The sequence below is a fragment of the Pseudomonas sp. FW305-20 genome (assembly GCF_058788075.1).
On the sequence record NZ_JBYTAJ010000018.1, the window covers coordinates 1 to 23,908 of the forward strand.

General features: G+C 58.7%; 18 protein-coding genes. 6 read left to right on the forward strand and 12 right to left on the reverse strand.

The genetic code is table 11. The features are described from left to right. Positions 1-91: 91 nt before the first annotated feature. The gene (locus AC3WP4_RS16675; RefSeq protein WP_074871075.1) at positions 92-460 is read right to left on the reverse strand and encodes a PilZ domain-containing protein; all 369 of its coding nucleotides are present in this window, start codon (positions 458-460) and stop codon (positions 92-94) included. A gap of 159 nt (positions 461-619) precedes the next feature. Here AC3WP4_RS16675 and AC3WP4_RS16680 point away from each other — a divergent pair, with 159 nt between their 5' ends. From AC3WP4_RS16680 to yjiA, 3 genes are all read left to right on the forward strand, one after another. Beyond that, complete coding sequence (locus AC3WP4_RS16680) at positions 620-2,686, forward strand: carbon starvation CstA family protein (RefSeq protein ID WP_074871073.1); 2,067 nt, start codon at positions 620-622, stop codon at positions 2,684-2,686. A 14-nt stretch (positions 2,687-2,700) separates the two neighbouring features. Continuing rightward, the gene (locus AC3WP4_RS16685; RefSeq protein WP_008154232.1) at positions 2,701-2,898 is read left to right on the forward strand and encodes a YbdD/YjiX family protein; all 198 of its coding nucleotides are present in this window, start codon (positions 2,701-2,703) and stop codon (positions 2,896-2,898) included. A 163-nt stretch (positions 2,899-3,061) separates the two neighbouring features. Further along, the gene (yjiA, locus tag AC3WP4_RS16690; RefSeq protein ID WP_074871071.1) at positions 3,062-4,030 is read left to right on the forward strand and encodes a GTPase; all 969 of its coding nucleotides are present in this window, start codon (positions 3,062-3,064) and stop codon (positions 4,028-4,030) included. A 74-nt stretch (positions 4,031-4,104) separates the two neighbouring features. Here the strand turns inward: yjiA and AC3WP4_RS16695 are convergent, their stop codons facing one another. From AC3WP4_RS16695 to AC3WP4_RS16720, 6 genes are all read right to left on the reverse strand, one after another. Then, complete coding sequence (locus AC3WP4_RS16695) at positions 4,105-4,650, reverse strand: hypothetical protein (protein ID WP_074871069.1); 546 nt, start codon at positions 4,648-4,650, stop codon at positions 4,105-4,107. A 398-nt stretch (positions 4,651-5,048) separates the two neighbouring features. Continuing rightward, positions 5,049-5,744, reverse strand: coding sequence for a GntR family transcriptional regulator (locus AC3WP4_RS16700; RefSeq protein WP_102616143.1), 696 nt, complete (start codon positions 5,742-5,744; stop codon positions 5,049-5,051). Positions 5,745-5,789: 45 nt separating this feature from the next. Continuing rightward, a complete protein-coding gene (locus tag AC3WP4_RS16705; protein ID WP_074871066.1) occupies positions 5,790-6,494 on the reverse strand; it encodes a FadR/GntR family transcriptional regulator in 705 nt (234 codons plus the stop codon). A gap of 67 nt (positions 6,495-6,561) precedes the next feature. Further along, on the reverse strand, positions 6,562-7,878 hold the full coding sequence (locus AC3WP4_RS16710; RefSeq protein ID WP_102616144.1) for a C4-dicarboxylate transporter DctA: 1,317 nt from the start codon (positions 7,876-7,878) through the stop codon (positions 6,562-6,564). A gap of 277 nt (positions 7,879-8,155) precedes the next feature. Continuing rightward, a complete protein-coding gene (gene glyA / locus AC3WP4_RS16715) occupies positions 8,156-9,409 on the reverse strand; it encodes a serine hydroxymethyltransferase (RefSeq protein WP_033054266.1) in 1,254 nt (417 codons plus the stop codon). Positions 9,410-9,650: 241 nt separating this feature from the next. Beyond that, positions 9,651-13,499, reverse strand: a complete 3,849-nt coding sequence (locus AC3WP4_RS16720) for a sensor domain-containing protein (RefSeq protein ID WP_102616145.1) — start codon at positions 13,497-13,499, stop codon at positions 9,651-9,653. A gap of 283 nt (positions 13,500-13,782) precedes the next feature. Between AC3WP4_RS16720 and ettA the strand changes: the two genes are divergently transcribed. Both ettA and gdhA read left to right on the forward strand, forming a co-directional pair. Further along, positions 13,783-15,447, forward strand: a complete 1,665-nt coding sequence (gene ettA / locus AC3WP4_RS16725) for an energy-dependent translational throttle protein EttA (RefSeq protein ID WP_074871060.1) — start codon at positions 13,783-13,785, stop codon at positions 15,445-15,447. Positions 15,448-15,797: 350 nt separating this feature from the next. Continuing rightward, the gene (gene gdhA / locus AC3WP4_RS16730) at positions 15,798-17,135 is read left to right on the forward strand and encodes an NADP-specific glutamate dehydrogenase (protein ID WP_102616146.1); all 1,338 of its coding nucleotides are present in this window, start codon (positions 15,798-15,800) and stop codon (positions 17,133-17,135) included. Here the strand turns inward: gdhA and AC3WP4_RS16735 are convergent. The 5 genes from AC3WP4_RS16735 to AC3WP4_RS16755 all read right to left on the reverse strand — a co-directional run bounded on the left by AC3WP4_RS16735 (position 17,132) and on the right by AC3WP4_RS16755 (position 20,919). Further along, on the reverse strand, positions 17,132-17,626 hold the full coding sequence (locus AC3WP4_RS16735) for a GreA/GreB family elongation factor (RefSeq protein WP_102616147.1): 495 nt from the start codon (positions 17,624-17,626) through the stop codon (positions 17,132-17,134). The two genes, gdhA and AC3WP4_RS16735, sit on opposite strands and share 4 nt — an antisense overlap. 70 nt (positions 17,627-17,696) lie before the next feature. Next, a complete protein-coding gene (locus tag AC3WP4_RS16740) occupies positions 17,697-18,053 on the reverse strand; it encodes a hypothetical protein (protein WP_074871055.1) in 357 nt (118 codons plus the stop codon). 78 nt (positions 18,054-18,131) lie between these two features. Beyond that, positions 18,132-18,437: a chorismate mutase gene (locus AC3WP4_RS16745; RefSeq protein WP_074871054.1), complete on the reverse strand. Its 306-nt coding sequence runs from the start codon at positions 18,435-18,437 to the stop codon at positions 18,132-18,134. A gap of 34 nt (positions 18,438-18,471) precedes the next feature. Further along, on the reverse strand, positions 18,472-20,325 hold the full coding sequence (locus tag AC3WP4_RS16750; RefSeq protein ID WP_102616148.1) for an Lnb N-terminal periplasmic domain-containing protein: 1,854 nt from the start codon (positions 20,323-20,325) through the stop codon (positions 18,472-18,474). Between the two features lie 105 nt (positions 20,326-20,430). After that, positions 20,431-20,919, reverse strand: a complete 489-nt coding sequence (locus AC3WP4_RS16755; RefSeq protein WP_017340868.1) for a DUF3015 domain-containing protein — start codon at positions 20,917-20,919, stop codon at positions 20,431-20,433. 276 nt (positions 20,920-21,195) lie between these two features. On the opposite strand from AC3WP4_RS16755, the gene AC3WP4_RS16760 reads away from it, so the two are divergent. Then, positions 21,196-23,634 (forward strand): Lon protease family protein, encoded by a 2,439-nt coding sequence (locus AC3WP4_RS16760; RefSeq protein WP_074871050.1) that lies wholly within the window; start codon positions 21,196-21,198, stop codon positions 23,632-23,634. Positions 23,635-23,908 lie beyond the last annotated feature (274 nt).

Below are 23,908 nucleotides of genomic sequence, written 5' to 3' on the forward strand. Positions count from 1 at the left end.
CTTGCTGAAAGGGCAAAGCGAATATCAACCAAAAGCCAGTTGAGGGCTTTCCCTCAACCATAGAATCTCCCACAGGGTATGGGTATGGCCTTCAGATTTCGATCAAGGCGCCCAATTCGCGCTCCAGTTCCTCAGGATCGCCCAGGTTGAGCTCAACCAACCGCCGCAGGCGCTCGATGGATTCCAGGCTGATGTGTTTGCAGACAAACCCGAGCTGACCATGATCATCGTGGGTCAATTGCACATCCATCTTGATGGCGACGTCCTCGTTGAGATGAATATCGACCAGAAAATGCCAGTCACGATTTCCCAGCCACGGTTCGGGCTTTTCGATCAACAGTCCCTTCAATGACAGGTCGATCAACTTCACCGGCCAGATGAATTCCCCTTGGCTTAGCTCGGTTCGGGCATCGAACGCAATACGTTTGAAGCGGCGGCGATCGGCAGGGTGCTCGCTCATGGCGCAATCCTCGTAAATGTCCGGTGACTATAGACCCGCATTGTCCAAGGCTGCCAGCAAAGTGATGGCTCAACCCATGTCGGGGGGATGGTCTTTGCCGTCAGGAGAGCTAAACTCCGGATGGCTGTCTTTCTTGTCCACCCTGGCTGGAATCATAAAATGAAAAACAATAATAGCCTGCTACGCCATCTACCCTGGCTGCTGCTGGCAATCGTGGGGGCGTGCGCCCTGGGTGTAGTGGCATTGCGCCGAGGCGAGGCGATCAACGCCTTGTGGATTGTGGTCGCCGCCGTGGCCATCTATCTGGTTGCGTATCGTTACTACAGTTTGTTCATCGCTACCAATGTGATGCAACTCGACCCGCGACGGGCCACCCCCGCCGTGCTCAACAATGACGGTCTGGACTACGTTCCGACCAACAAACACATCCTCTTCGGCCACCACTTCGCGGCCATTGCTGGCGCGGGGCCGCTGGTCGGTCCGGTGCTGGCGGCGCAGATGGGCTACCTGCCCGGTACGCTGTGGCTGATTGCCGGCGTGGTGCTGGCGGGTGCCGTTCAGGACTTCATGGTCCTGTTCATGTCCACCCGCCGCAACGGCCGTTCCCTGGGCGACATGGTCCGTGAGGAAATGGGCCGCATCCCCGGGACCATCGCGCTGTTTGGCTGCTTCCTGATCATGATCATCATCCTCGCGGTGCTGGCCCTGATCGTTGTGAAAGCTTTGGCCGAAAGCCCTTGGGGCATTTTCACGGTGATGGCGACCATTCCGATCGCGATGTTCATGGGCATTTACATGCGCTACATCCGCCCGGGCCGCATCGGTGAAATTTCCATCGTCGGTGTGCTGTTGCTGCTGGGGTCAATCTGGCTCGGGGGGCAGATTGCTGCTGATCCGGTCTGGGCCAAGGCGTTCACTTTCACTGGCGTGCAGATTACGTGGATGCTGGTCGGTTACGGGTTCGTGGCCGCCTCGTTACCGGTCTGGCTGATTCTGGCGCCGCGTGACTACCTGTCGACCTTCCTCAAAATCGGCACCATCGTGGCCCTGGCGATCGGCATCCTGATCACCATGCCTGAGCTGAAAATGCCGGCGCTGACCCAGTTTATCGATGGCACCGGCCCGGTATGGAAGGGCGGTCTGTTCCCGTTCCTGTTCATCACCATCGCCTGTGGCGCGGTTTCCGGTTTCCACGCGCTGATCTCCTCCGGCACCACACCGAAGTTACTGGATAACGAGGTCAACGCCCGTTACATCGGTTACGGCGGCATGCTGATGGAATCCTTCGTGGCCATCATGGCCATGGTCGCCGCGTCGGTGATCGAACCAGGCGTGTACTTCGCCATGAACAGCCCGGCGGCGGTCGTCGGCAGTGACGTGGTGGCTGTGGCACAAACCGTCAGCAGCTGGGGCTTTGCGATTACCCCGGAAGCGCTGCAAGCGGTGGCCAGGGACATTGGTGAAACCACCATCCTGGCCCGTGCCGGCGGTGCGCCGACCCTGGCGGTCGGTATCGCGCAGATCCTGCACAGTGTCCTGCCGGGTGAAAACACCATGGCGTTCTGGTACCACTTCGCGATCCTGTTCGAAGCACTGTTCATCCTGACGGCTGTGGACGCCGGTACCCGTGCCGGGCGTTTCATGCTGCAGGATTTGCTCGGTTCCTTCGTGCCAGCGCTGAAACGCACCGAATCCTGGACCGCCAACCTGATCGCCACCGCCGGTTGCGTGGCGATGTGGGGTTGGTTGCTGTACCAGGGCGTGATCGATCCGCTGGGTGGTATCAACACCTTGTGGCCGCTGTTCGGTATCTCCAACCAGATGCTGGCCGGTATCGCGCTGATGCTCGGCACTGTCGTGCTGATCAAAATGAAACGCCAGCGCTATGTCTGGGTCACCATGCTGCCAGCGGTGTGGCTGCTGATCTGCACCACCACCGCCGGCTTCATCAAGCTGTTCGATGCCAACCCGGCGATCGGCTTCCTGTCGCTGGCCAAGAAGTACAGCGATGCCCTGGCCAACGGTCAGATCCTCGCCCCGGCCAAGGACATTACGCAGATGCAGCACGTGATCTTCAACGCCTACACCAACGCAACGCTGACGGCGCTGTTCCTGTTCGTGGTATTCAGTATCCTGTTCTATGCGCTCAAGGTCGGTATTTCCGCCTGGGGCAGCAAGGAACGTACGGATAAAGAAGCGCCATTCCAGGCTCTGCCGGATGCGTAATCGAGGATTGCAGCATGTTCAATGACCTGAGTCGCCTCGGTAAATACCTCGGTCAGGCCGCGCGCCTGATGGTCGGGATGCCCGACTACGACAATTACGTCGAGCATATGCAAACCAAACACCCGGACAAACCGGTGATGACCTATGAGATGTTCTTCCGGGAACGCCAAGAGGCTCGTTACGGTGGCAAGGGTGGGCCGAAGTGCTGTTGATCCAGTTGTCGGGTTAACAGCAATACCTGTGGGAGCTAGCCTGCTGGCGATGGCGGCTGAACATTCAACATCACTGTTGATTGACAGTCCGCCATCGCCAGCAGGCTAGCTCCCACATTTGTTTTGTGTTGATACTTCTATTCAGTGAGTCAGGAGATTCAGTTTGTCCTCTCCCATCCCGGTAACAATCCTCAGCGGCTTCCTCGGCGCCGGCAAGACCACGCTGTTGCGCCACCTGCTCAAAGCCGAGCACGGCCTGAAAATCGCCGTGATCGAGAACGAATTCAGTGACGCCGGTATCGACACCCAACTGTTGGGCGACGAGCCGGTGCAAGTGATGACGCTGTCCAACGGCTGCGTTTGCTGCACCATCCACACCGACCTGACCAAGGCCTTGTACCTGCTGCTCGAACGCCTGGACAGCGGCGAAATCGCCTTCGACCGTCTGGTGATCGAATGCACCGGCCTGGCCGACCCGGCACCGGTGGCCCAAACCTTTTTCATCGATGAAGAGCTGCGTGAGCGCTACATTCTCGACGGCATCATTACCCTGGTCGATGCGGCGCACGCTGACACTCACCTGACTCAAACCATCGCCCAGGCGCAGATCGGTTTCGCCGACCGCTTACTGGTGAGCAAGCGCGATCTGGTGGACGAGGCGACCTTTACCGCGCTGAGCGAGCGCCTGACCCGCATCAACCGTCGTGCACCGATCCGCGTGGTCGAGCACGGCAAGATCGATCTGGCCGAATTGCTCGACGTGCGCGGTTTCAATCTTAATGCTGACCTCGGCGGCGGCGTCAGCCTGCGCCCGGTGAGCAAAGCGCCGTCCATCGACCGCATTTCCAGCCTGGTGCTGCGCACCGACAAGCCGCTGGATATCGACAAGCTCAGCGAATTCATGAACGAACTGCTGGAGGACCATGGCAAGCAATTGCTGCGCTACAAAGGCGTATTGAACATCCTTGGCGAGCCACGGCGCATGGTGTTTCAGGGCGTGCTGAAGTTATACGGATTCGATTGGGACACCGAGTGGGCCGACGATGAAACGCGCGAAAGCGTGATCGTGTTCATCGCCGATGATTTGCCGGAAGAGAAGATTCGTGAAGGCTTTTCTCGCGTAGAAGCATAACGGCGGAGGTATTTGCTCGATGGTAAGTTTGTCCTGCCTTTTCTTGTTATATGAAAAGGCAGGTGCTGAGATGATTAAACGGTCAGGATGCTCGAGTCAACGTTGCGCTTGATGATTTTCAGTGTGAAGTTCATCTGGACTCCCGCGCCTGTATAGATAATAAATCCTTCACTTGTATTCTTTCGGCGCTTTAGCGAGTAGTTGTTAGCATGAATTGTTACGGATAGGGTGTTTGATTTGGGGTCGTCGAGAGAAGCCAGGTTGCCGTTATTGTCTACGAAATGAAACATGGCGGATTTCTTGGGACCTGCATTCGGACCATCCATCGCGGTGAGACAGTCATTTTCGTCAATGCCGACTAGTCTTCCAAAGAGCGGGCCAGGCGTAATAACAAACATGCGATAGACAAAACCTCCAATATTCAGGAAGTAGAACTGCAAGGGAGCGCGAGGCAGGTCTCTATTGGCGAATAAAGTATCTGAAACGAATGTATGAGTGGGGGAGAAGTCGAAGAAGCCCGTGACAGGGATCGTGACTTCGCGGCCGTGTGTCAGGCGAGGGAAATGCAGGTGGCCGTGATCACTGGTCAGTTCTGCAATAAAGGATTGTTCAGCGGTCATAGTTTTATCTTCCTTGATAATAAATTGAGGTTAAGGTGTTTTTGTTCAATCGGCTGGGCGCAGCCTTCTTGTATCCATAAGTCCAGAACTTGAAAGTTTCGATGCAGTGCAATGATTATGAAGTCATGTTGTATGTTTGTGTTGATTGCATTGTCTCAGTAAAGGTCGAACCAGAGATTAAATTATTTTTTTCTGGTTGTGCTCGTTCCTTTGTTTCAGGAAGTTGGAGGTGTAAATGAGGTTTTTTATGTGGGAGGTCTAAAGCAATAGTTGGCAGTTAAAGCGTGAGATTGTGGGGTGGCATCAGGTTTAAATAGTTTCAAGTTAAAAAAACCGGCAAAAGAGCCGGCTCTCGGGGCGGTCATAAAATGTTGTACGCAAGCGGTTATAAAACCCGATTATGGGTTCAGCAACTTCACTTCTAAATGCTCCAGAAGTCGGGTCATCAAGCCTTCGGCAACTTTGGCATCTCCGCACTCCACCGCCTCGACGATCACCGCATGTTCTTGCCACAAGCAGTCACTACGCGCTTGATCTTCGTAGTAGGCGATGGCCAATGAGGTCAGCGGCACGAGGCTGCCGAGAAATTGTGCCAACGGCACGTTGCCTGCGAGTTGCGCCAGTTGCAGGTGGAACTCGCCCGACAGACGAATAGCCGGCCCGCGTTGGTTTTGCTCGATATAGCGGCGTTCGCGCTCTATCAATTCGCGTAATTGCGGCAGGTGCCGGGAAGCTGGTTGCTGGCAGGCCAGTCGCACCAGAGTGGTTTCGGTGAGCCGGCGGGCATGGAGAATTTGACGGGTTTGTTCGGCATCGGGGGTCGCGACTTGCGGGCGATGATTGGGCCGCAGAATGATGACCTGCTGATGCGACAATCGCGCCAGTACCTGGCGGATGATACTGCGGCTGACACCGAATGCCTGGCCAAGGCTTTCTTCGGTAAAGCGGCTGCCCGGGGCAATGCGTTGTTCGAGAATGGCATCGAAAATCTGCGGGTAGATGTCGTCGACGCTATGCTTCTTATCGCTCTGACGGCGCAAGGGCAGAGCAGTGGAAATCGAGAAAACGGGAATCTTCAAGGCGTAGGAATTCATGGCCTGTCTCCAGTCCGGTTGCCGATAGGTTTTTTTCCAGTACTGCTATTTGCCCAGATTGTCGTCTGGAATATTCAGTTCGATGCCCATCCGCTGGCCTTCCCGAAGGATGTGCCGACGCATCTCGGCGCTGGCCTGGGCGCTGTTTTTGCTGCGAATAGCGCGCACCACGGCTTCGTTCTCCTCAAGGCGCTCAGCCAAATGCTCCGGGGAGTTGCGCAGTACGTCGGCGCTTTGCTTGAGGGCGTTGCTGGTCTGTTGCACCACACTCTGGAAGATTGGATTCGAGGTCAGGGTGAACAGTTCTTCGTGGAACGCGATGTAGGCGTTCACCCCGGCTTCGCTGTCGTTGGCTTCCAGCGCTTCGCGCATGTCCATCAGGGTCAGGCGCAATTGCCCGACTTCCTTGCTGCTGATCGACTGCGCCACCAGGCCGACAATGAACGGCTCAAGGGTGTAGCGCAGTTGCAGCACATCTTCCAGGCTCGCTCCGGCGACTGCGCTGTCGTGGCTTTGGCTGTCGCTGAGATTGGCTTCCAGCACCACCACGCCTTTACCCGGCATGGAACGCACCAACCCAAGGGTTTCCAGGACGATGACGGCTTCACGCAGGCTAGGGCGGCTGATGCCCAGTTGTTCGGCCAGCTCACGCTGCCCCGGCAGCATCTCGCCGGAGCGCCACTGACCACGGGCCAAGGCGGCCCGAAGTTTTTCTACTACTGAATTCACAACGGTCGACGAGGTGATCACTGTTCGCTCCATGAGCATCCAAAACGATTGATGACCGTGCCTGCCCGGGGGCAGGCACGGCGATTACTCAGAATTCCTGCTGATGCGCAGGGCCAACGGGCTTTCTCGGCTGGAAGGTATAACCCACCTGGCCGGAAAGTACTTTGTTCGCCCGTTGGATATCGATGTCCTTTTCCCAGCGCGCAATGGCCACGGTGGCGACGCAGTTGCCGATCAGGTTGGTCAGCGCCCGGCCGATGCCCATGAACCAGTCCACTGCCAACACCAGCACCAGTCCGACCACCGGAATCGCCGGGATCGCCGTCAGTGTCGCCGCGAGAATCACCAGCGCCGAGCCGGGAATCCCGTGGGCACCTTTGGAGGTGATCAACGACACCAGCAGAATCGTCAGCAGGTCGCTCATCGCCAGTGGCGTGCCGGTGGCATTGGCGATGAACACGATGGCGAGGGTCAGGTAGATCGAGAAACCGTCCAGGTTGAACGAGTAACCGGTAGGAATGACCAGCCCGACCGTCGAACTGCCGATGCCCAGATGCTCAAGCTTGCGCATGATTTGTGGCAGCACGGCGTCGGAAGAAGCGGTGCCCATGACGATCAGCAGTTCTTCGCGCAGGTACTTGAGCAACGGCCACATCTTCAGGCCTGAAAGGCGCATCACCAGGCCGAGGATCAGCGCCACGAACGCTACGCAGGTTATGTAGAAAAGACCGACCAGGCTGCCCAGGTGCTGCAGCGAGTCCAGGCCATATTTGCTGGTGGTGAAAGCGATGGCGCCGAACACGCCGATCGGCGCCAGACGCACGATCATGCCCATGATGCGGAAGATCACATGGCTCAGCTCATTGATCAGCCGGGAAATACCCGACGCAGCTTCGCCGACCAGGTTCAGCGCACTGCCGAACAGCACTGAAAACAGCAGGACCTGCAGAATGTTGTTCTCCGCGAAGGCGCCGATGACCGAGGTCGGGATCAGATTCATCAGGAACTGGGAGGTGGTTTGCATGTGCTGACCGCGCTGGGCGATATCGCCCATGTCGGCAGCGGAAAAAAGCTGATCCAGATGGATGTTCGCGCCGCTGCCGATACCGGTGGTGAAGGCGAACACCAGACCAATCACCAGGGCGATGGTGGTCAGGATTTCGAAGTAGATCACCGATTTCAGGCCGATGCGTCCGACCTTCTTCAAGTCGCCGGCACCGCTGATGCCGCTGACCACCACACAGAACACGATCAGACCGATGAGCATCTTGATCAGTTTGATGAAGCCATCGCCGAGCGGTTTGAGTTGGGCGGAGTATTCAGGAAGGGTCAGCCCACAGACGATGCCGAGCATCAGTCCGAGAACCACTTGGAGGAAGATTGAACGCGAGCACCATCTGAGCATGGGAGGAATCCTGGTCGGTGTCCTGGCTGCCGTGCGCTTCGCGCATCAGATTCAGGACTTAATTATTGTGGTCTTACCGGTATGTCCAGTGCAGGCGCAGTCTAGGCGCTGTTTTTGGGTGATCGCAAGCAGATTTTGAGTAATTGGCATGACCGGTCTTACCAGTTGGGCGCAATGCCCCGACCTTGAGCCTTTTCGCGGTTTGAAAAAAAATGCGGACGAAAAAAAACCGGCCATCACTGGCCGGTTTTTTCATTGCTGCGGTTTAGCGGGCTGATTAAGCGCCGTACACCGGCAGCTTCTTGCAGATGGCCTTGACCTTCTCACGAACGGCGTCGATCACCGCTTCGTTGTTCAGGTCCGCCAGGATGTCGCAGATCCAGCCGGCCAGTTCTTTGCACTCTGCTTCCTTGAAGCCACGAGTGGTCACAGCCGGAGTACCGAAGCGCAGGCCGGAGGTGACGAACGGGGAGCGTGGATCGTTTGGCACGGAGTTCTTGTTCACGGTGATGAACGCTTTGCCCAGAGCGGCGTCGGCGTCTTTACCGGAGATTTCCTGCTTGATCAGCGACAGCAGGAACAGGTGGTTCTGAGTACCGCCCGACACCACGTCGTAACCGCGCTCGATGAACACGCCGGCCATGGCCTGGGCGTTTTTCACCACTTGTTGCTGGTAGGTCTTGAACTCAGGCTGCAGCGCTTCCTTGAAGCAGATCGCTTTGGCGGCGATCACGTGTTCCAGCGGGCCACCCTGGGCGCCCGGGAATACGGCGGAGTTCAGTTTCTTCTCGATGTCGGCGTTGGCGCGAGCCAGGATCAGGCCGCCACGTGGACCGCGCAGGGTCTTGTGCGTGGTGGTGGTCACGACGTCAGCGAAAGGCACCGGGTTCGGGTAGACGCCAGCGGCGACCAGACCGGCCACGTGGGCCATGTCGACGAACAGGTAAGCGCCAACCTTGTCAGCGATTTCGCGGAAACGCGGGAAGTCCAGGATCTGCGAGTAGGCAGAGAAACCGGCCACGATCATTTTCGGCTTGTGCTCAACCGCCAGGCGCTCGACTTCGTCGTAGTCGATCAGGCCGTTGCCGTCGATACCGTACTGGACGGCGTTGTACAGCTTGCCGGAGGAGGAAACGCTGGCACCGTGGGTCAGGTGACCGCCGTGCGCCAGGCTCATGCCCAGGATGGTGTCGCCCGCTTGCAGCAGAGCCAGGTAAACGGCGCTGTTGGCTTGCGAACCAGCGTGTGGCTGAACGTTGGCGTAATCGGCGCCGAACAGTTCTTTTGCACGGTCGATGGCCAGTTGCTCGACCACGTCGACGAACTCGCAACCACCGTAGTAACGCTTGCCCGGGTAGCCTTCGGCGTACTTGTTGGTCAGTACCGAGCCTTGAGCTTCCATCACCGCTGGGCTGGTGTAGTTTTCCGAAGCGATCAGCTCAATGTGCTCTTCCTGGCGCTGAGCTTCTTGCTCCATGGCGGCAAAGAGATCGGCGTCGTACTTGGCAATAGTCAAATCACGGCTGAACATGGCGGTCCTCAGGGATCGGGGCAGAAAAGGGGGGCATTCTAACCCAACCGCTTTTAGAAGGCATATGAAAGGACATCATGTCGCGGACAAGTGGGCTTCATGACGGGATCAGCGGTGATCATGCTGGCCCAAATCGCCAGCAGGCTGGCTCCCACAGTAGATTCTCAGTGGCCCCAAATCTTGTGTACACCCAAAAAACCTGTGGGAGCCAGCCTGCTGGCGATGGCCTTCCTACAAAATCTCAGTCGAGCATGAAGAGCGCATCATTGCTGAACTGCGCTTCAAACCGGTTCGCCGGCATCGGCCGGCCGAACAGATACCCCTGAACCTCGTCGCAACCATGCTCACGCAGGAAGTCGAGTTGCTCGTGGGTTTCCACGCCCTCGGCGATCACCGCCAGATTGAGGCTGTGGGCCATGGCGATGATCGCGCGGGCAATCTGCGCATCCTGCTCGCCCGACGGCAGGCCGTCGACGAAGGTGCGGTCGATTTTCAGCACGTCGATGGGGAACTGCTTGAGGTAGTTGAGCGATGAGTAACCGGTGCCGAAGTCGTCAACCGCAATGCTCAGGCCGAGATTTTTCAGCCCGGCAAGAATCTGCATCGCTTCGCTGACTTCGCGCATCAGGATACTTTCGGTCAGTTCCAGCTCCAGGCACGCCGGCGGCAGGCCAGTTTCCTTGAGGATATTGGCAATTCGCGTCCCGAGTTGGCCGTCGGAGAACTGCCGGGCGGAAATGTTCACCGATACCTTCGGCACCCGGACCTTGGCCTGATGCCAGGTCTTGAGCTGACGGCAGGCCTCGCTGATCACCCAATCGCCGACATCCACCACCAGGCCGAGTTCTTCGAGCACCGGAATGAAGTCTCCCGGCGGCACCAGACCGCGTCGCGGATGGCGCCAGCGCAGCAAGGCTTCGGCGCCGGTCAGGCGTTTGCCATCGCCGCTGAACTGCGGTTGGTAATACAGCACAAACTCGTCTTGCTCCAAGGCATGACGCAAGTCGCTTTCCAGCTCCAGGCGCTCCAGGGCGCTGGCGTTCATGTCGGCCTGATAGAACTGGAAGTTGTTCTTGCCACGCTCCTTGGCGTGATACATCGCGGTGTCGGCGTTTTTCATCAGCTGGCTGAGTTCGTTACCGTCCTGAGGGCTCAGGGCGATGCCGATACTGGCGGTGACGAAGAACTCGCGGCCTTCAAGCACGAACGGTTTCACCAGGCTGGCGAGAATCTGTTCGGCCACATGAATCGCCCGGTTCAAGGCAATTTCACGGTTGGCCCGCGGTTGCAGCAGCAAGGTGAATTCATCGCCGCCCATGCGCGCCACGGTGTCGTCATCGTCGACACAGCCGAGCAGGCGCGTGGCCATTTCCTTGAGCATGCGATCTCCGGCGGCGTGGCCGAGGGAGTCGTTGATCGGTTTGAAGCGGTCCAGGTCAAGGAACATCAACACCACCCAGGACTTCTGCCGTTCGGCCGATTGCAGCGCCGAGTGCAGGCGATCCTGGAACAGCGTGCGGTTGGGCAAGTGGGTCAGGGCGTCGTAATAGGCGAGGCGGTGAATCCGCTGCTCGCTGGCCTTGCGTTCGCTGATGTCGCTGAAAAAGCACACGTAGCTGGCCAGATCGCCTTCGTCATCCAGCACCGCGGTGATCCCGACCCAGGCCGGGTAATGCTCGCCGTTGCGTCGTTTGAGCCAGACTTCGCCTTCCCACGTGCTGTGCTGATGCAATTGCTTGAGCACATAACGCAGATGCGCTTCCTGCTGTTCGTCGACGGTCAGCATGTTCGGCAACTGGTCAAGCACCTGCTCCACCGCATAACCGCTGACACGGCTGAAGGCTTCGTTAGCCTGGACGATGTAGCCGGCCGGGTCGGTGATCAGGATCGCCGAGGTCGAGTGCTCAAAGACTGTCGCCGCCATGCGCAGGTCTTTTTCGGCCCGACGTTGCTGGCTGATGTCGCGACCGACGCCCAGCACGCCTTCGAATGCACCGTGTTCGTCCCAGACCAGCACCAGCCGCAGTTCGATCGGAATCTTGCGCCCGTCGGCCCGCAGGCAGTCGAACAAAAACAGTTGGGTCTGCACCTGGCTGCGCAACAACGCCAGTTGCTCGGGTTTGTTCAGCGCTTTACTGACCCGGTCCATCAGGCTGTAAATGCCGGTCAGTTGTTGCGGGTTGGCGATGGTCGATTGCCAGCCGTTCTGGAAAATCCAGTCGGCGTCGTAGCCCAGCACGGCTTGCACCGACGGGCTGACGTAGTTGAGCGCCATCTTGCTGTCGGTCGAGAAAATCACGTCGCTGATGCTTTCGGCAAGCATCCGGTAGCGCTGCTCGCTGTCGCGCAGGGACTCACTGGCTTCAATCTGATCAGTGATGTCCTTGGCCACGCCGATGATCCGCGTAACCTGATCGTGCTTGTCCCGCGCCAGTGCCTGTTCGCGGATGTCGAAGCGCCGCCATTTACCGTCCCGGTGGCGGAAGCGCAGCTGGCATTGCATCAATTGTCTGTAACCGGTCTGCCGCTGGGTCTGGCGCGAGCGGTGGTAGAAGTCGGCATCTTCGGGGTTCAGCAGGATCTCCCAGAAATACTCGCCCATCTGGTGCAGTTCGGTACGGTTGTATCCGAGCGTCTGACCCAAGTGGTGGTTGCTGAAAATCATTCGCTGGCTGACCACGTCCTGCACGTACAGATGATCCGGCACGGTGCGTACCACGTCGGACCAGAATCCTTCACGCTCCAGCAGCGACAGTTCGACGAGCTTGCGGCTGGTGATGTCGGTAATGCTCAGGATCACCGCTTTGTAATCGTCCTGGTCTTCAGGCAGGCGCAGGACCAGCCACAAATGCTGGTCACGGCCATTGGCGTCTTGCAGTTTGATTTCCAGTTCAAGCTGTTTCTGCCGGTTGAGCACCGCGTCGAGCACTTGATTGCCGATGGCGGCGCCGTCCTGCGGGTTACCGTCGATCAGCAGTTTCCAGGCGTGATCGCAGGTGTTGACGTTGAGCAGTTGCAGGGCGACCAGGTTGACTTCGGTGATGCGCAGTTCCTGCAGCAGGTGCTCGCGCTGTTGCGGTGTTTCGAGCCAGGCTTTCAGTTGTTCGCTGCTGTGCAGCTGAGCTTTGTCGAAAAAGCTTTTGAGCCCGGACACGTCGAGTACACACAAGGCGACGCCGGTGCCTTCGAAAATATCCTGGTAGCGTCGGCGGCCTTCGTGCACCTGGCGCTGGCGGCGGCGCATGTTCAGTAGAGCGATGAACGGCAGGAGCGAGAACGCCAGGCCCAGAAGGCATTTGCCGATGAACGCCGGCAGCAGGTGTTCGATCACCCGTTGCCGGTCGAACAACCCGCGCAGTTGCCAGTCGCTGCTGCTCAGGGGCACGGTCAGCACGCTGTTGGTCAGCTCATCCGGTGTTATGACCGTCGGTGTGGCCGAGGGCTGCCCATCGTCGCGGCTGATGATCTGGTGGTTGATGCGGTTTTCCACCAGCCATAGCGGGCGAATACCGGTTTCGTTTTGTTTGGTCAGCGCTGAGAAAAATGTCGGCGTCAGGCGCAGAACCCAGTAGCCGCGGGTGCTGCCACTGGCTTGATGCAGCAGCAGATGCACCACCGAACCGTCATTGGCGTTGCTGAAATAATGGGCCTGGGCGTGACTGCGCCGGACCAGTTCGCTCAGGTAGTCGGCATCGTCGCTGGTGTCGGCACTGTCGGTGAGGACTTTCCCGGAAGGGCTGAGCAACGCGAGGCTGCGCAGCTCGGGCAAGGATCTTTGCAGTTTGCGCAGCAGCGCCTGCTGTTCGTCGGCGCTTTGCGGCTGTTCGACGATCGGCAGCAGGTTGAGGGCGATCTGGGCGTTGAGCGCCATGTTCAGGCTGATTTGCGAGGCCAGATCGGCGGTGTAGTCGATGGTGTACTGACGCTGGTGTTGTTGGGTGTCGCGCAACTGATCCAGCAACTGCCAGAACAATAGCGTGAGCAACATCAGGGCGAGCGCCGCCAGCGCGCCCTTCAAGGACCCACGCAAGGGTGAGCCGGTCGCAGGATTGAGTGCGCTCACGGAAGAAGGTGGGGTGACATTAGACAAACTGTAATCCTGCGGTTTGGCTGGACTGGCGCGACGTGCACTATAAGCCGGACGCCCGGAGGGCGGCTAGCATGCCCTGAGTTGTGGCAAAGTGCCAGTCCCGCTCGGCTGGACTGCCTTCCGTCAATCAGGTAGCTTTGCCGGTTACGCGGGAGCGTTCCAGCTCCTAGAATCAGGTTTTTTCAGCGCGCAGCATTGATCGCTATCAATCGTCGACGCGCACAACCTGGACGGGCATCGCCCGCGCCCCAATCATTCATCGTTCACTGACCCTAGGTTCTCCATGGCTCAATACGTATTCACCATGCATCGGCTGGGTAAAGTTGTTCCGCCGAAGCGGGAAATCCTGAAAAACATTTCGCTGTCGTTCTTCCCGGGCGCCAAGATTGGCGTACTCGGCCTTAACGGTTCGGGTAAGTCCACGCTGTTGAAAATCATGGCGGGCGTCGACACCGAGTTCGAAGGCGAAGCCCGTCCGATGCCGGAACTGAACATCGGCTACCTGCCGCAAGAACCGATCCTGGACCCGACCAAGACCGTGCGTGAAGTGGTTGAGGAAGCGGTCAGCGTGATCAAGAACGCCCAGGCTCGCCTGGACGAGGTCTACGCCGCCTACGCTGATGAAGATGCCGACTTCGACAAACTGGCCGCTGAACAAGCCAAGCTCGAAGCCATCCTGCAAGCCAGCGACGGTCACAACCTGGATCGCCAACTGGAAGTCGCCGCCGATGCGCTGCGTCTGCCGGCCTGGGATGCCAAGATCGAATTCCTGTCCGGTGGCGAGAAGCGTCGTGTGGCCCTGTGCCGCCTGCTGCTGTCCGCTCCCGACATGCTGCTGCTCGACGAACCGACCAACCACCTGGACGCCGATTCCGTCGCCTGGCTGGAGCATTTCCTGCACGATTTCCCGGGCACCGTGGTCGCGATCACGCACGACCGTTACTTCCTGGACAACGTTGCCGGCTGGATCCTCGAGCTCGACCGCGGCGCCGGTATCCCGTACGAGGGCAACTATTCGGGTTGGCTCGAAGCCAAGTCCGATCGTCTGGCGGCCGAATCCAAGCAGCAGTCGGCCCACGAAAAAGCCATGAAGGAAGAACTGGAGTGGGTGCGCAAAGGCGCCAAGGCCCGCCAGTCCAAATCCAAGGCTCGTCTGCAACGCTTCGAAGAAATGCAATCGCAGGAATTCCAGAAGCGCAGCGAAACCAACGAGATCTACATCCCGGCCGGTCCACGCCTGGGCGATAAGGTCATCGAATTCAAGAACGTTACCAAGGGCTATGGCGATCGCGTGCTGATCGACAACCTGTCGTTCTCCATGCCTAAAGGCGCCATCGTTGGCGTGATCGGCGGTAACGGCGCGGGTAAATCGACCCTGTTCCGCATGCTGATGGGCAAGGAAACGCCGGATTCGGGCAGCATCGAAGTCGGCGAAACCGTGCAACTGGCGTGCGTCGATCAGAGCCGCGAAGACCTGGACGGCAGCAAGACTGTGTTCCAGCAGATCTCCGACGGTTCGGATCAGATCCGCATCGGCAACTACGAGATCCCGTCGCGCACCTACGTCGGTCGTTTCAACTTCAAGGGCGGCGATCAGCAGAAGTTCGTCAAGGACCTGTCCGGTGGTGAGCGTGGTCGCTTGCACCTGGCGCTGACCCTGAAAGAGGGCGGCAACGTCCTGCTGCTCGACGAACCGTCCAACGACCTCGACGTTGAAACCCTGCGTTCCCTGGAAGAAGCCCTGCTGGACTTCCCGGGCGCTGCCATTGTGATCTCTCACGATCGGTGGTTCCTTGACCGCGTTGCGACTCACATCCTGGCGTACGAAGACGACTCGCAAGCGGTGTTCTTCGAAGGCAACTACACCGAGTACGAAGCCGATCGCAAGAAACGCCTCGGCGAAGCGGCTTCCCAGCCGCACCGTGTACGGCACAAGAAACTCGCCTGATTTCAGGTGGGTTGCATGAAAAAGCGGAGCCTTCGGGGCTCCGTTTTTTTTGGCTTTCAGATAGACCGCAGTGCGGCTATCGCGAGCAGGCTCGCTCCCACATGGGATTTATCCAATGGAGATCTACTGTGAGAGCGAGCCTGCTCGCGATGGCGATTTCCAAATCAGTGCAAACCTGAATCTGATAATCCCTAATCGGGTGCAATAAAGAGCTTTTCAGGGGTTTATTTACATCAGGTGCACCATTTAATTTCATAAATGCGACATTTTGTTCTGTCGTGGTGCGCATTCAGTTTGCTAAAGTCCGGCCCAATCTCTTCCAACGACAATAAATTTGCCGAGACTTTTCCATGATCGAATCCGTTGAATCCTTCCTCGCCCGCCTGAAAAAACGCGACCCTGACCAGCCTGAATTCCACCAGGCCGTGGAAGAGGTCCTGCGTAGCCTGTGGCCCTTTCTGGAAGCCAATCCACGCTATCTGACGTCGGGCATCCTGGAGCGGATGTGCGAGCCGGAGCGGGCGATCGTTTTCAGGGTTTCCTGGGTCGACGATCACGGCAAAGTGCAGGTCAATCGCGGATTCCGCATCCAGATGAACAGCGCTATTGGTCCGTACAAGGGCGGGTTGCGTTTCCATCCTTCGGTGAACCTTGGCGTGTTGAAGTTCCTGGCCTTCGAACAGACCTTCAAAAACTCGCTGACGTCGCTGCCGATGGGCGGTGGCAAGGGTGGTTCGGACTTCGACCCGAAAGGCAAAAGCGATGCTGAAGTCATGCGGTTTTGCCAGGCCTTCATGAGCGAGTTGTACCGTCACATCGGCGCAGACGTTGACGTTCCGGCCGGTGATATCGGCGTCGGTGCGCGCGAGATCGGTTTCCTGTTTGGCCAATACAAGCGCCTGAGCAACCAGTTCACCAGCGTGTTGACCGGCAAGGGCCCGAGCTATGGCGGCAGCCTGATTCGCCCGGAAGCCACCGGTTTCGGTTGTGTGTACTTTGCTGAAGAAATGCTCAAGCGCAGCGGTGAAACCGTCGAAGGCAAGCGTGTGGCCATCTCCGGTTCCGGCAACGTTGCGCAATACGCCGCGCGCAAGGTCATGGACCTGGGCGGCAAAGTGATTTCGTTGTCCGACTCCGAAGGCACGCTGTACTGCGAAAGCGGTTTGACCGAAGAGCAGTGGCTGGCGGTGCTGGAGCTGAAAAACGTCCAGCGCGGGCGCATCAGTGAACTGGCCGGCCGTTTTGGCCTGGAGTTCAAGGCCGGCCAGCACCCATGGGCGCTGAGCTGCGACATCGCGCTGCCCTGCGCGACACAAAACGAACTGGATGCCGAGGCGGCCCGCACGTTGTTGCGCAACGGCTGCCTCTGCGTGGCGGAAGGTGCGAACATGCCGACCACCCTTGAAGCGGTGGACCTGTTTATCGAGGCGGGGATTCTGTTCGCGCCGGGCAAGGCTTCCAATGCCGGTGGTGTCGCGGTGAGCGGGCTGGAGATGTCGCAGAACGCCATGCGCCTGCTGTGGACCGGTGGTGAAGTGGACAGCAAACTCCACGCGATCATGCAGTCGATCCATCACGCTTGCGTGCATTACGGCGAAGAGAATGGCCGGATCAACTACGTCAAAGGCGCGAACATCGCCGGCTTCGTCAAAGTTGCCGACGCGATGCTCGCCCAAGGCGTGGTTTAAGCCGGCTCGATACGGATGATCTCGATCAACTGATCACCCGCCGGACGTTGCCACAGCACCTCGTCACCGAGTTGCGCCCCGAGCAGCGCCCGGCCCAGCGGTGAACCCCAATTGATCAGGCCCGCCGACGCGTCGGCCTGATCTTCACCGACCAGTTGCACGGTTTGCTCGGTGTCGTGTTCGTCGGCGAAGGTCACACGGCTGCCGATCTGCACTTTTTGCGTCGAGTTGGCGGCGGTCACGACCTGGGCGCTTTGCAGGCGCTGCTTGAAATACCGCAAATCCCGTTCAAGGTCCGCCAGGCGCTGCTTGTCGGCGTGCTCGCCTTTGGCCGATTGCTCGCTGTGCAGGTGTTGCAGTTCGGCGACTTTCACCTGCAACTGGGCCAGCCCCGTGGGCGTGACGTAATTGGGCTGCGCACTGACCTGTCGTTCGACGGGCTGATCGGCTTGCGCGGCGGCGTTATCTTCATTGACGAAGGCACGACTCATGGTTTTCTCCCGTTATAGGGTTTGGGCCATGGTCGCAGGCTTTTAGTTTCGACAGATATCTGTCAGCGACTTATTGCGAGCGAAAAGCACGAGCGGCGTCCTGGTCCTTCTGTTGCTGCCAGGCTTTGTCTCGGTCGTCCCAATGGTGGCTGCGATAATCCTCGCGGTCCTCGCTTTCGCGCATCGCCTGACACTGACGGAAGCCATCGCTCCAGCCCTCGGCGTACTGCTTGTCCTTGAGGTAACGCGGAACGTTTTTACGAAACTCTCCGGTGATTGCCCCCGCCGCTTGCCGGCCACTGCTGCAACCGTCATCGAAGCCATCGGCGAATGCCGGTGGATAACCCTTGGCGATCAAATCTTCGTGGGTCGTCTGGCAACCCGCGATCAACATCAGCAAACCCACCACACCCACGCAACGCCACATCTCAGACTCCCAGACCGTCAACGGCCTATATGAGAAGTCTAGGAGTGGATTCGTGAGGCGTTTGTGAAAGGCCTGTGATTAATCTGTTGGCGTTTTGGCCAGGCGCGCGTGTTCAGACAATTCCTGTTCGATGAACGCAGCGATCATGGCGCGGTAAACCTGCTCCGTTACCGCTGGGCTGGCGCCTGCGCCCTCAGCCAGTGCGCGAACTTTGGCGATGACCTGCTCGACCCGCGCCGGGGCTTTCACCGCGTCGGTGTCCTTCTTGAAACGAGCCGCCTGCGCCACGTAAGCGCCGCGCTCGGCCAGCAGGGTGACCATCTGACGGTCCAGTCGATCAATATTTTGGCGAACGTCTTCGAGGGAGTTGCAGGTAACGACCATGTTGTTCGAGCTCCATTTTTCTACGGGGGACGGATTAATAGTGATACCACTTCACCTCAAGCATCACTTCGTTCTCGGGCGAAGCCAGGTGGCTGAATTCGCGCTGGGCACTGAGGCGTAAACCCAGGTTGCGCGACAATTCCCACTGCTGATTCAGACTCACGCTACGGCGCACTTCGCCGTTGGTGAAAAAGTCCCCCTTGGCTTCCAGGCTGAAGTTGCCCAGCGGGTTTTTCCATAGCACGCCGCTGTTGAAACCCGCCGCAGGGGCGATGAAGCCGGCAAAGTCGTTGTTGTGTTCAACGCGCACGGTGCCCAAAGCGAAGCCGAGCATGTCGTCGCCCAGTTGCCAGGTCCCGCCGCCACCGCCATTGACGTGGCTGACCAGGGTTTCGTCGTCATGCTTGCCCGGCACGCGCTCCAGGCCGCCAGTGACTTGCCACGAGAGCGGCTGCAGCAATTCATTGCGCGGGGTCAGGGAGCGAATGGTCGCCAGGTCAAATTGCTGCAACTGCCAGTGATTGCCCTCGTACTGGCGCAGTTTCATTTGCAGGATTTCGATCTGCGCGCCAAGGGGGAAACTCTCGGCGTTGTCGTTGAGGTCGTGATACGCCATGCGCAAGCCGTACTCGCCAAACGCCTTGTCGCCTCGAGTGCCGATACCGGCCTGCCAGGTGCGCGATTCATGGCCATCCTCAGGCAGGCCAGGTTGCGGGATGTCCAATTCCGGTGCCGGGTTCTGGTTGATCGCCCGCAGCAATTCGAAACTGCGTTGCGCCCGTTGTGGGTCGCGTTCCTGGCCGTTGGCGCGGTAGCGCTCCAGGCGATAGGCGGCGTCGATGATCAATGCCTGGCGATCCTTGGGTTGAGCCTTGAACGCCGGTTCTTGCAACTGCTTCTGGTCGGCACTGACTTTCAGCACCCACTCCTGTTCTTCATGGGTCAACGGTTCGGCGCGGCTCAGCAGTTCACGTTCGCGAGACGGTCGATACTGAATGGATTCCACCAGCCCGGCTTCTTTCACCGCTTTCACGGTGTCGGTAGGAATCGCGGTCAGCGGGAACAGTTCAGTCAATCGCAGGCTCGGACGGGCCACTTGCAGCAGTTCGAGCAGGCGATACGAGCAGTTTTCATCGAAGAAAAAATAATCGAACTGAATCTGCTTGAGCTCCCAGACGTGCTCGACCATGCGCTCGGTTTCTGTCTGGGTCAGATTGAGGCGGTATTCCCACAGATCGCGATTCTCCAGGCTGCGGTATTCCGAGAGTTTTTCCTGATAGGGCACCAGGGCAAACAGACCCGGATAGCCGCCCATCAAGCCTTTCCACGCATACAGGATGCTGTTGTCCGAGCCTTCGATGTACGCGCCGAAGTTGATGGCATAACTGAGCAGGGCGGTTTGATCGCTCTGCACATTGGCCTGGTCGATGCGCAGCAATGTGTGGCCGAACATCGATGACGGACTGTTCAGATACGCCGCCGGGAAAATCATCACCGCACTGTGGGGCGAGACATCCTTGAACCATTGCTTGAATTCGGTGCAGGGAAGCGTCGGCAGATCAGTCAGGTTGAGCTGTGCCTTGAGCCAGCGGGTGCGGGCCGGGTAGACGCATTGCGCATGTTTTTCGCCCGCACTGGCCGGGGCGTACAACGCTTGCACGGTCGCCGCCAGCTCGCGGTCAGGATGTTGATTGCCGTCGGCGGCGAGGAAGAATTTCTTGTCGCTGACATAGCTGCGCCAGCCGCCGAGTTTGGCGGCTTCGTAGTGACCCAGGGAAATCCAGAAGGGGTCATTGGCCAGTTGCTGCAAACGTTGATTGTCGATTTTGGGCGTGGCAGACAGCGGGGCGCAGACACAGAGCGCCAGCCAGGCAAGGCGTTTGAGCATAGTGGGCAACTTAAGTCGGAAGAAACAAAGACCCGAAGGGGCAGGCCAAAAGGGCCAGGTTCAAAAAATAAAGCCCGCTCCCCGAAAGGAGCGGGCGAGTCGAGCTTAAGCTTGAGTGGCGTACTTGGCCAGACGCGGATCGCTCTTCAGAACGGCCAGGGTATTGGTATGCACATCGTCAGCGGTCACGTCAGCCTTGCTGAAGATCTGCTGGAAGTGCTCATGAGTAACGGCGGCGAAATGCGCACGGTCTTCCGGCGCCACGCCCAGTACCACAGCGTAAGTGGTCAGCGCTTCGCCCTGACCTTTAGCCATGTCTTCGGACAGCTCGTTCATCATGCCATTCATGGCAATCCAGGATTTGCCGCCATAGGTCAGCGACGCATTGGTCGAGCAACCGTTGGTACCCGAGGTCATACCGAACGTTGCGTTGCCGGAAGTGCCGTTGGTGGTGGATGCCAGGAAGTGAGCCGGGGTGCCACGCTGACCTTCGAACAGCATGTTGCCCCAACCGCAATCCGGGCCGCCTGGCGCCTGAGCCATGGCATTGAGGGATACAGCGGTGAAGAGAGTACCGAGAAGAATCCGTTTCATAGCTTTGTTCTCTTTATGTGCATACCAATGGACAAGGGGTCTGGCCCAATCTGGCGCCAGTGGGCCGGTTATCGTTCCAGCCGCGCAGTTTGGAGTTTAGGCACGTTCCTGAGGTTCCGTTATTTTTTGCATAACATTCGTTGAAAACACTGATTTAGACCCTGCCCGCACAGCAATACCGCTTTGTCTATGCTTTGGCCAGAGGCGCGCCTTGCAAGTGAGGTATGGGCAGCGCCAGAATGCCGCTATCTGCCCCGCCTGATGTAAGGAAGCCCGATGTCTGATCCTGTTGCTGCCAGCTTGCGTCTAGCGCCTGAAGCGCTGACCCGTCCGTTTTCCGCTGAACAGTTCAGCTTCTCTACCACCAATGATCTGGAGCCCTTCCGCGGTGTGCTTGGCCAGGAACGTGCGGTCGAAGCCTTGCAGTTCGGTGTGGCGATGCCACGCCCCGGTTACAACGTATTCGTCATGGGCGAGCCCGGCACCGGCCGGTTTTCGTTCGTCAAACGCTACCTGAGAGCCGAAGGCAAGCGCCTGCAGACCCCGGCCGACTGGGTCTACGTCAATAATTTCGATGATCCTCGCGAACCTCGCGCACTGGAGTTGCCGTCGGGCACTGCTGGCGCCTTTATCGATGACATCAACGGCCTGATCGACAACTTGCTGGCCACTTTTCCGGCGGTGTTCGAACACCCGTCCTACCAGCAAAAGAAAAGCGCCATCGACCGCGCCTTCAACCAGCGTTACGACAAAGCGCTGGACGTGATCGAGCGCCTGGCGCTGGAGAAGGACGTTGCGCTGTACCGCGACAGTACCAATATCGCCTTCACGCCGATGAGCGAAGGCAAAGCCGTGGACGAAGCCGAATTTGCCCAGTTGCCGGAAGCCGATCGCGAGCGTTTTCACGACGACATTGCATGGCTGGAAGAGCGGCTGAACGAAGAACTCGCCAGCCTGCCGCAGTGGAAGCGTGAGTCGAGCAATCAACTGCGCCAGCTCAACGAAGAAACCATCACCCTGGCCTTGCAGCCATTGCTTTCTCCATTGTCGGAGAAGTATGCGGAAAACGCGGCGGTCTGCGGTTACCTGCAAGCCATGCAGGTGTACCTGCTCAAGACTGTGGTCGAGCAACTGGTGGACGACAGCAAGACGGACGCCATCGCCCGCAAGCTGCTGGAAGAGCAATACGCGCCGAGCCTGGTGGTCGGTCATCCGTTCAGCGGCGGTGCGCCAGTGGTCTTTGAGCCGCACCCGACTTACGAAAACCTGTTCGGCCGCATCGAGTACACCACCGATCAGGGCGCGCTCTACACCACATATCGACAGTTGCGTCCGGGTGCGCTGCACCGCGCCAACGGCGGCTTCCTGATTCTTGAAGCGGAAAAAATGCTCAGCGAGCCGTTCGTGTGGGACGCGCTCAAACGCGCGCTGCAATCGCGCAAGCTGAAAATGGAATCGCCGCTGGGCGAGATGGGCCGTTTCGCGACCGTGACCCTTAATCCGCAACATATTCCGTTGCAGGTCAAAGTCGTGATCATTGGCGCCCGACAGCTTTACTACACGCTGCAGGACCTCGATCCGGACTTCCAGGAGATGTTCCGCGTCCTGGTGGACTTCGACGAAGACATCCCGATGGTCGACGAAAGCCTGGAGCAGTTCGCCCAGTTGCTCAAGACCCGCACTTCCGAAGAAGGAATGGCGCCGCTGACCGCCGATGCGGTGGCGCGCCTGGCGACTTACAGTGCTCGCCTGGCTGAGCACCAGGGGCGTTTGTCGGCGCGGATCGGTGATCTGTTCCAACTGGTCAGCGAGGCGGATTTCATTCGCCAACTGGCCAGTGACGAAATGACCGACGCCGGGCACATCGAACGTGCGCTCAAGGCCAAGGCCACGCGAACCGGGCGCGTCTCGGCGCGGATTCTCGATGACATGCTGGCCGGGATCATCCTGATCGACACGGACGGCGCGGCGGTGGGCAAATGTAACGGGCTGACAGTGCTGGAGGTCGGTGACTCGGCGTTCGGTGTGCCGGCGCGGATTTCCGCCACGGTGTATCCGGGCGGTAGCGGCATCGTCGACATCGAGCGCGAGGTCAATCTTGGCCAGCCGATTCACTCCAAGGGCGTGATGATCCTCACCGGGTATCTGGGCAGCCGATACGCCCAGGAATTCCCGCTGGCGATTTCCGCGAGTATCGCCCTGGAGCAATCCTACGGTTACGTCGATGGTGATAGTGCATCGTTGGGCGAGGCTTGCACGCTGATTTCGGCCCTGTCGAAAACCCCGCTCAAGCAGTGTTTTGCGATTACCGGTTCGATCAACCAGTTCGGTGAAGTGCAGGCGGTGGGCGGGGTCAACGAGAAGATCGAAGGCTTCTTCCGGCTCTGCGAAGCCCGTGGGTTGACCGGCGAGCAGGGAGCAATCATTCCCCACGCCAACGTTGCCACGCTGATGCTCGACGAGAAAGTGCTGACGGCGGTGCGCGCGGGGCAGTTCCACGTCTACGCCGTGCGCCAGGCTGATGAAGCCCTGAGCCTGTTGGTCGGTGAGCCGGCCGGTGCGCCGGACGCGGATGGCCAGTTCCCTGAAGGCAGCGTTAACGCGCGGGTGGTGGAACGCTTGCGGGTCATCGCAGAAATGATCAGCGAAGAGGACCTCAAGGAAGCCGAGAAAGAAGCTGCGCAGGAAGCCCTGGTCGAGGCCAAACCGGCCTGACCGATCTGAAGGATCACACCGATCCACTGTGGGAGCGAGCCTGCTCGCGATGACGCACTGCCATCCAGCACATGTGTTGGCTGGAAGTCCGCTATCGCGAGCAGGCTCGCTCCCACACTTGTATTAAGTGAACGCTGAAAAAGTGCCATCACTCTGACGTCAATATTCACACAATGACCATTCGGCGCCTTCTGGTCCCACTTGACGTGCTAGTCAGACTTTTCCTCTATTCTCAGGTCAAGGATATCGACAGTAATCACTGGATCGAGACAGC